An 8383-nucleotide genomic window follows, 5' to 3' on the forward strand; every position below is an offset into this window, starting at 1 on the left:
AGTGGCCGTACCAAATCGGTTATCCGCGCAGGTCAGCGGATGGTCTGCGGCGCCCTGCCGGCCGTGGCCGCCGGAACCTTCCCATCGGCCAATTCGCCTGCGAGGGAAAGGTATTCACCGAGCTGCAATGGATAGACAGTCTCACCATCGGCGGCCAGCCGGGCGATGACCGCGGCGTCGCACCAACGGTGCGCGTGAATCGACTGCCGCTCCACGGTGGTGTGGCCGGTGGTCACCGGCTCGAACCGTGAGGTGCGGTACACGAAGAAGAACTCCTCGCTGCGGATCACAGACCCGTTGAACTCGAACACCGCCTCACGACGCCACACCGGGCCGATCAGCTCGGCCGGGTCGACCTTCAGCCCGGTCTCCTCGGCCATCTCCCGGGCGGCCGCGTCGGGCAGCGACTCGTCCGGTTCGACCGCTCCCCCGACGGTGAACCACCACCGCGGCGCCATCAGCGGGTCGGCGGCCGGGTCGCTGCCGCAGAACAGCAGCACCTGCCCGTCCTGGTCCAGCAGCACGACGCGGGCCGACGTCCGTCGTCCCACCGCGCCGGGCTCGTGCCGCGACGCCCGCTCGACGATCTCGAAATACGTTGGCATGGACGCGGTTCCGCCCAGGTGCAACCAGCGCACCAGGGTGCGCTCGCGCAGCGCGAGGGTGTCGCGGACGGCGTCGTTGTGGAAGCGGCGGGCCAGCAGTACCCGGGCCTCGGCATCGGCGAGTTCGGCGACCAGCGTCACCGGGATGGACGCCGGGTCGACCTGCGCCAGGGCCGCGGACAGTTCGTTCTCGGCGGCCTCGCGGGCCGCGCGGGGTGCCCGTTCGGCATCGTCCGCCAGTGCGGCCAGGCGGCGGCCCGCCGGCCGGGACCCGTACGCGTCGGCGGCGACGGCCCGCGCGACCACCGCGCGCCGGGCCAGCGCCCCGTCCAGGGCCTGCCACGACAGGTCGTAGCGCACGTGCAGCCGGTCCAGCCGGTGCGCGGTCTGGTAGGCCCACACCACGGTGATCAGCACCGTCAGCGCCAGCCAGACCAGCGCGACGATCAGCAGCCAGCTCATCAGGCCTCCACCCGGACCTTCGTCCCCGACCCGGCCACGGTCTCGTAGACCAGCATGATCTGCTGCGCGACCACCGACCAGTCGTAGCGGCGCACCGCCTGCGTGGCCGCCTCGGCGTACCGGCGGCGGGCGTCGTCGTTCGACAGCATCTCGACCAGCGCTTCACCGAGGGCCTCGGCGTCGTCGACGGGCACCAGCCGGCCCGCCTCGCCCTGGTTGAGCACGCGCCGGAAGGCGTCCAGGTCGCTGGCCACCACGGGCGTGCCCGCGGCCATCGCCTCGACCAGCACGATGCCGAAGCTCTCACCGCCGGTGTTCGGGGCGCAGTAGACGTCGGCGCTGCGCATGGCCGAGGCCTTCTCGGCGTCATCGACCAGGCCGAGGAAGCGCAGGTGCCCGGCATTCTCGCCGACGGTCTCCTTGAGCGCCTCCTCGTCGCCGCGGCCGACGATCAGCACCTCGACGTCGGGGCAGGCCGCCACCAGTTTGGGCAGCGCCCCGACGAGGACGTGCATGCCCTTGCGCGGCTCGTCGAACCGGCCGAGGAACAGCACCGTGCGGCCGGGCCGCGGATAGCCGGGCAGCAGTGGCGCATTGTCGAACGCCGATACGTCGACACCGTTGGGAATCTCGACAGCGTCCGAGCCCAGGGCCTCCATCTGCCAGCGCCGGGCCAGATCGGACACCGCGATGCGGCCCATGATCTTCTCGTTCCAGGGCCGCAGAATCCCCTGAAAGACGTTGAGCGTCAACGACTTCGTTGTCGACGTGTGAAACGTCGCGACGATCGGGCCGTTGGCCACCATCAGCGCCAGGAGCGACAGGCTCGGCGCGTTGGGCTCATGCAGGTGCAGCACGTCGAAGTCGCCCTCGACGATCCAGCGCTTGACCATCCGCCGGGTGGCCGGACCGAATCGCAACCGCGCCACGGACCCGTTGTACGGGATGGGCACGGCCTTGCCGCCGGAGACGACGTAGTCGGGCAGGTCGGCGTGCGTCTCGGCCGACGACGGCGCCAGCACACTGACCTCATGGCCGTAGCCGCGCATCACCTCGGCCAGTTGCAGCACGTGTGCCTGAACGCCGCCCGGTACGTCGAACGAGTACGGGCACACCATGCCGATGCGCATCAGCCGTTCCCGGCCAACCGGGCCCGACGTTCCTCGGACAAGTCGGCCAGCCACTGCGGCTGCAGCATGTGCCAGTCGGTGGGGTGCGCGGCGATGCCCGCCTCGAAGCGGGTGGCAAGGTCCTGGGTGATGGCCGCGACGTCGCCGCTGGACGTGTCGAGCGGCGCGGAGACGTCGAACTGCCAGTCGTTGGGTTTGTTCCAGCAGTGCACGGTCAGCAGCGTCGCACCGGTGGTGACGGCCAGCTTGGCCGCACCGGCCGGCATACGAGTCGGCTCGCCGAAAAGGTTGACCTGCACGCCATTTCGCGACAGGTCCCGGTCCGCCATGAGGCAGACGATGCGGCCCTCCTGCAGCCGCTCGGTCAGGACGTCGAACGGCGGGCGGACTCCTCCGGTCAGCGGCAGGATCTCGAACCCCAGCGATTCGCGGTACTCGACGAAGCGGTTGTACAGCGACTCGGGCTTGAGCCGCTCGGCGACGGTGGTGAACTTGCCGTACTGGTGCACCACCGAGACGCCGGCCATGTCCCAGTTGCCGCTGTGCGGCACCGCCAGGATGACGCCCTTGCCGTTTTCGAGCCCGCGTGCGATGTGTTCGGTGCCGACCAGGCAGTGTCGAAGCCGCTCGCCGAGGGTGCGCTGGTTCATCGACGGCAGCCGGAAGGCCTCCCGCCAATACCGGGCGTACGACGCCAGCGAGGCGCGGATGATGCGGCCGGGCACCTTGGCCGGCCGGACCCCCAGCACCCGGGCCAGGTTCTTACGCAGCTGCTCGGGACCGCCGCCGCGCGCCGCATACAGCGCGCCCGCGTCGAACATGTTGCGGGCGGCGAACTCCGGCATGGTCCGGATCAGCCCCCACCCCGCGGCGTAGCCGAGGTCCTTGAGCTGCTCGCCCATCGGGACGTCGAAACCCCCGAAGGACGGCACACCGCCGGTGGGGACGCTCATTGCTGCTCCTTCGACGGCGAACTCGACGGCAGCGGCTCGTCGGCGCCCGGCGAACGGCGCACCGAGGCGACACGCTGGCCCAGCGTGATGATGCTGGCGACCGCCAGCAGCCACATCGCGATGGGCAGCGCCAGCGGCAGCGGATGGATCGGCAGATCCGAGAAACCGGCGCCGACCAGGACGATGATCAGCCGCTCCGGGCGTTCGATGAAGCCGCCGTCGGCGTTCAGTCCGCTGGCCTCGGCGCGGGCCTTGATGTACGAGATGACCTGCGAGGTGACCAGGCAGATCAACGTGGCAATGACCAGCGGCTTGTCGTGCATCTCGAACGCGATCCACCACAGCAGGCCGCAGAACACCGCGCCGTCACCGATGCGGTCGCAGGTCGCGTCGAGCACCGCGCCCAGCCGCGTGCCGTAGCCGCGTTCGCGGGCCATGGCGCCGTCGAGCATGTCGGCGAGCACGAAGAACCAGACCACCAGGGCGCCGTACCAGAGGTGCCCCGTCGGGAACAGCGTCAGCGCGCCGACGACCGACGCGGTGGTGCCGAGGACGGTGACACTGTCCGGCGTCAGCCCGATGCGCAGCGCTCCCCGGGCCAGCGGGCGGCTCAGCTTGGTGTAGGCCGCGCGGGTCAGGAGGTAGAAGTCGCTCACGGCTTCGCTTTCTGATCCTGCGCCGCCCACTCGTCGGCCAGCAGCTTGCGGGTGTCACGCAGGAGCTGCGGGATCACCTTGGTGCCACCGATGACGGTGATGAAGTTGGCGTCGCCGCCCCAGCGCGGCACCACGTGCATGTGCAGGTGATCGGCCAGCGAGCCGCCCGCCGACGTGCCCAGGTTGAGCCCGACGTTGAAGGCGTGCGGGTTCGAGATGGCCTTCATCACGCGAATTGCCTTCTGGGTGAACGCCATCAGCTCGCTGCTCTCGGCCTCGGTGAGGTCCTCGAGCTCCGACACCTTGCGGTAGGGCACGACCATGAGGTGTCCCGGGTTGTACGGGTACAGGTTGAGCACCGCGTAGACCTGCTCGCCGCGCGCAACGATGAGGCCTTCCTCGTCGGACATCGTGGGAATGTCGATGAAGGGCTGCTTCGAGCCCGCGGACGTGCCCTCGCCGCCCTTCATCGGAGCGTCGACGATGTAGCTCATCCGGTGCGGCGTCCACAGCCGCTGCAGGTAGTCGACGTCACCGACACCCCGGTCCACGATGGCGTCTCCGACGCCGGGGTCCACGATGCTCCGATCCTCGGTCACGCCTGTGCGCCCCGCGCCTCGTTCACCAAATCTGCGGTCGGGAAAGCGTTTTCGCGGCGCGCGATCCAACCGGCGATGAGGTCGACGGCCTCGGCCACCGGGACGCCGTTGACCTGGGTGCGGTCACCGAACCGGAAGGAAATGGACTCGCTGGCTGCGTCCCTGTCCCCCGCCAGCAGCATGAACGGCACCTTCTGATTGGTGTGGTTGACGATCTTCTTGGCCATCCGGTCATCGCTGCCGTCGACCTCGACCCGAATGCCGCGCGACTTCAGTTGCGCCGCAACGTCGTACAGGTAGTCCAGGTGCGCGTCGGCGACGGGGATGCCGACGACCTGCACCGGGGCCAGCCAGGCCGGGAACGCGCCGGCGTAGTGCTCGGTGAGCACGCCGAAGAACCGCTCGATGGACCCGAACAGGGCGCGGTGGATCAGCACCGGCCGCTGCCGGCTGCCGTCAGCCGAGGTGTACTCCAGCTCGAACCGGTCGGGCATGTTGAAGTCCAGCTGGATGGTCGACATCTGCCAGCTGCGGCCCAGCGCGTCCTTGACCTGGACGGAGATCTTCGGGCCGTAGAACGCCGCGCCACCCGGGTCGGGCACCAGGTCCAGACCGGAGGCCTCGGCGACCTCGCGCAGGGTCTCGGTGGCCTCTTCCCACAGCTCGTCCGAGCCGACGTACTTGTCGGGGTCCTTGGTGGACAGCTCCAGGTAGTAGTCGTCGAGGCCGTAGTCGCTCAGCAGATCCAGCACGAACTGCAGCAGCGTGGTCAGCTCGTCGCGCATCTGTTCACGGGTGACGTAGATGTGCGCATCGTCCTGCGTCATGCCGCGCACGCGGGTCAGACCGTGGACGACGCCCGACTTCTCGTACCGGTACACGCTGCCGAACTCGAACAGCCGCAGCGGCAGCTCGCGGTACGACCGCCCCCGCGACCGAAAGATCAGGTGGTGCATGGGGCAGTTCATGGGCTTGAGGTAGTAGTTCTGCCCCGGCTTGCGCAGCGTGCCGTCCTCGTTGAACTCCGCATCGATGTGCATCGGGGGGTACATGCCGTCGGCGTACCACTCCAGGTGCCCCGAGGTGATGTACAGCTGCTCTTTGGTGATGTGCGGGGTGTTGACGAACTCGTAGCCGGCTTCCTGGTGCTTGCGGCGCGAGTAGTCCTCCAGCTCGCGGCGCACGATGCCGCCCTTCGGGTGGAACACCGGCAGGCCCGAGCCCAGCTCGTCGGGGAAGCTGAACAGGTCCAGCTCCACGCCCAGCTTGCGGTGGTCGCGGCGCAGCGCCTCCTCGATCAGCTCGAGGTGCTTATCGAGGGCCTCCTGCGACTCCCAGGCGGTGCCGTAGACACGCTGCAGGCTGGCGTTCTTCTGGTCGCCGCGCCAGTACGCGGCGCTGCTGCGGGTGAGCTTGAACGCCGGGATGTGCTTGGTGGTCGGGATGTGCGGGCCACGGCACAGGTCGCCCCAAACCCGTTCGCGGGTGCGGGGATTGAGGTTGTCGTAGGCCGTCAGCTCGTCGCCGCCGACCTCCATGATGTCGGCGTCGCCGGACTTGTCGTCGACCAGTTCGAGCTTGTACGGCTCCTTGGCCAGCTCTTCGCGGGCCTGTTCCTTGGACTCGTACACGCGACGGTCGAACAGCTGACCATCCTTGATGATCTTCTGCATGCGCTTCTCGAGCTTGGCCAGATCATCCGGCGTGAACGGCTCGGCGACGTCGAAGTCGTAGTAGAAGCCGTCGGTGATCGGCGGGCCGATGCCGAGCTTGGCCTCGGGGAACAGGTCCTGCACGGCCTGGGCCAGCACGTGGGCGCACGAGTGGCGGATGACGCTGCGGCCGTCCTCGGTGTTCGCGGCGACCGGGATGACCTCGACGTCGACCTCAGGGGTCCACGACAGGTCGCGCAGGCGGCCGTCGGAGTCCTTGACCACGACGATGGCGTCGACCTCGCCACGCTGCGGCAGCCCGGCCTCACGGACCGCGGCGCCGGCGGTAGTCCCGGCAGCGACCCGGATCGGGGCTGCTGGTGCGGGGCTGGCGACGGCGGTCATCGAGACACTCCTACTGGTTAGGTGACGATCGCGACCATGCTATCGGCACCGGTCATCGCTTCGCGGGCCAGCGCCGCCTCAAGGCTGACCCGGCTTGAGCTTGACGAAGAGGGCCTCGGCGTCGGCGAGCACCGTGTCGCCGTCCAGCAGCGCGCCGGTGATGAAGATCTTGCGGCCCTCGACGCGCTCCAGCGTCGCCGTGGCGCGCAGGTCTTTTTCGACCGGGACGATCTGCCGATAGTTGATGTGCAGGTAGGCGGTGCGCTGGAACGGGCTGTCGGTCAGCCGGTAGGCGGCATGCCCCAGCACCGAGTCGAACAGCAGCCCGATGGACCCGCCGTGCGCGGCGCCGTTGCGGCCCAGATGAAAGCGCCGGAAGCGGACGGGACCGGCGATCCGGCCGTCATCGGTGACCTTGAGGTCCGACGGCACGTTCAGGACGTTGCCGCGGTTGGGCAGGTCGAGGCGGCGGCCCGACGGTGAGTGCCACTCGTCGGCGCGGTACGGCGCCAGCAGGGCGTTGGCCTGTTCGATGAGGTTCGCGGCCTGGGTGATGACATCGTCGGGTGCGTCGGCGCCGCGGGCGTGGTCGCCGGCCATGCGGACGGATTCGACGAACCTGCCGTAGTCGGGGCCGCCCTGGGTGGTCGGTTTGGGCGGGTTGAATCCTCCACCGGCATGCTTATCCACCTGTTTCTCTTATCACGGTGGCAAGGTGGCCCTATGCGACTGAGCGACCTGGCCGGGCTGGCATTCACCTACCCCGACGTCGGGGCGACCGCAGGCGAACTGCCGGACGGCTACCACCACGTGCACGCGGAGGCCCAGATCGGTTCGGGTCGAGCACGATTCGAGGAGGCGGCCGCCGCGGTCCTGCGGTGGGAAATGCAACGAGGTGTCGGCATGCGGGTGGAGGCGACCACCGTCACCGCCGCGGCGGGCACCGACATGCTCGGCCGTCTCGGGCCCGTGCAGGTGCCGTGCCGCGTGGTGTACGTCGTCGACGAACCCGACCGGCGCGGGTTCGCGTACGGGACGCTGCCAGGTCACCCGGAGTCCGGCGAGGAGCTGTTCAGCGTGCGCTTCGACCCGGCCAGCGGCGCGGTCTTCGCCGAGGCGACCGCGTTCTCGCGGCCGGCGCTCTGGTGGAGCCGACTCGGGGCGCCGGTCTCGCGGGTCGCGCAGCGGATGATCGCTCGGCGCTACTTGCGCGCGGTCTGAGCGCCGGGCGGTCCTCCGGGTGCGGGCCTGCTGCTTTCATGCCGCTGCTGAAACAGCAGGCCCGCGATGCCCTTGTCACTATTGAGTTGTCAAGGTGCGCAACAAGTTCTGGGTCGCGTTAGGCGGCGTGGTCGAGTCGCATGGTGCGGCGGTTGTGCGCGGGGATGGGTTTTCGGTGTGGGTCGACGGTGGCGGGTGGGATGAGCCAGGGGTGTTTGTCCAGGCCCATGACGACGTCCCAGCCGTCGTGGTGGATGTTGGCGTGGCAGGCCGGGCACAGCAGGCAGCCGTTTCCCAGGCTGGTTTCGCCGCCGTGGGTCCAGTGCACGATGTGATGCGCGTGGGTGCGTCCGGGTGGGGCGCCGCATTTGATGCAGCATTGATCGCGGTGATAGAGCGCTTTGCGTAGCTGCGGCGGGAACAGCCGCTTCTCCCGGCCCATATCGAGGGGCACTTGTTCGCCGTCGACGATCATGGTGGTGACGGTGGTGTCGCAGGTGAGCCGGTCCAGGGTCATGGTGCTGATCGACCCGATGAATTCCAGCGTGGCCAGGTCCGGGGTGTCGGCGGGCACCGTCAACAACAGCTGCGTCCGCGGGGCGGAGGCGATGTCCCCGCCGCGGGCCGCGATATCCAACACCGCTTCCAGGGCGTCGGCGCGTCGACGCCCCGCCGAGCGCACATCGGGGCTGCCGTCGGG

9 protein-coding genes are annotated in these 8383 nt (G+C 69.2%); 1 reads left to right on the forward strand and 8 read right to left on the reverse strand.

The genetic code is table 11. The features are described from left to right. Positions 1-32 precede the first annotated feature (32 nt). From BR47_RS0125960 to BR47_RS0125990, 7 genes are all read right to left on the reverse strand, one after another. Entirely contained in the window at positions 33-1067 is a 1035-nt protein-coding gene (locus tag BR47_RS0125960; protein ID WP_177127297.1) for an NUDIX hydrolase, read from the reverse strand. Next, positions 1067-2197: a glycosyltransferase family 4 protein gene (locus tag BR47_RS0125965; protein ID WP_020101780.1), complete on the reverse strand. Its 1131-nt coding sequence runs from the start codon at positions 2195-2197 to the stop codon at positions 1067-1069. Before BR47_RS0125965 ends, BR47_RS0125960 begins: the two co-directional genes overlap by 1 nt. Then, on the reverse strand, positions 2197-3150 hold the full coding sequence (locus BR47_RS0125970; protein ID WP_081831405.1) for a phosphatidylinositol mannoside acyltransferase: 954 nt from the start codon (positions 3148-3150) through the stop codon (positions 2197-2199). The genes BR47_RS0125965 and BR47_RS0125970 overlap by 1 nt, the downstream gene beginning before the upstream one ends. Continuing rightward, positions 3147-3806, reverse strand: a complete 660-nt coding sequence (gene pgsA / locus BR47_RS0125975; protein ID WP_029121276.1) for a phosphatidylinositol phosphate synthase — start codon at positions 3804-3806, stop codon at positions 3147-3149. The genes BR47_RS0125970 and pgsA overlap by 4 nt, the downstream gene beginning before the upstream one ends. Beyond that, entirely contained in the window at positions 3803-4405 is a 603-nt protein-coding gene (locus BR47_RS0125980) for an ATP adenylyltransferase (protein WP_020101783.1), read from the reverse strand. Before BR47_RS0125980 ends, pgsA begins: the two co-directional genes overlap by 4 nt. After that, entirely contained in the window at positions 4402-6462 is a 2061-nt protein-coding gene (thrS, locus tag BR47_RS0125985) for a threonine--tRNA ligase (protein WP_029121277.1), read from the reverse strand. The genes BR47_RS0125980 and thrS overlap by 4 nt, the downstream gene beginning before the upstream one ends. Before the next feature lie 78 nt (positions 6463-6540). Next, a complete protein-coding gene (locus BR47_RS0125990) occupies positions 6541-7152 on the reverse strand; it encodes a PaaI family thioesterase (RefSeq protein WP_020101785.1) in 612 nt (203 codons plus the stop codon). Between the two features lie 33 nt (positions 7153-7185). Between BR47_RS0125990 and BR47_RS0125995 the strand changes: the two genes are divergently transcribed. Further along, positions 7186-7683, forward strand: a complete 498-nt coding sequence (locus BR47_RS0125995; protein WP_029121278.1) for a DUF1990 domain-containing protein — start codon at positions 7186-7188, stop codon at positions 7681-7683. Positions 7684-7801: 118 nt separating this feature from the next. On the opposite strand, the gene BR47_RS0126000 is transcribed toward BR47_RS0125995, so the two are convergent. Beyond that, a partial coding sequence (locus BR47_RS0126000; RefSeq protein WP_029121279.1) for an HNH endonuclease occupies positions 7802-8383 on the reverse strand: 582 nt, incomplete at its 5' end.

It is taken from the genome of Mycobacterium sp. UNC410CL29Cvi84 (assembly GCF_000686745.1).
GTDB lineage: Bacteria > Actinomycetota > Actinomycetes > Mycobacteriales > Mycobacteriaceae > Mycobacterium > Mycobacterium mucogenicum_B.

Bases quoted from the DNA above. Each gene is read 5' to 3' on its own strand.
- BR47_RS0125960 (WP_177127297.1), bottom strand. From the start codon at position 1,067: ATGAGCTGGCTGCTGATCGTCGCGCTGGTCTGGCTGGCGCTGACGGTG.
- BR47_RS0125965 (WP_020101780.1), bottom strand. From the start codon at position 2,197: ATGCGCATCGGCATGGTGTGCCCGTACTCGTTCGACGTACCGGGCGGC.
- BR47_RS0125970 (WP_081831405.1), bottom strand. From the start codon at position 3,150: ATGAGCGTCCCCACCGGCGGTGTGCCGTCCTTCGGGGGTTTCGACGTC.
- thrS (WP_029121277.1), bottom strand. From the start codon at position 6,462: ATGACCGCCGTCGCCAGCCCCGCACCAGCAGCCCCGATCCGGGTCGCT.
- BR47_RS0125995 (WP_029121278.1), top strand. From the start codon at position 7,186: ATGCGACTGAGCGACCTGGCCGGGCTGGCATTCACCTACCCCGACGTC.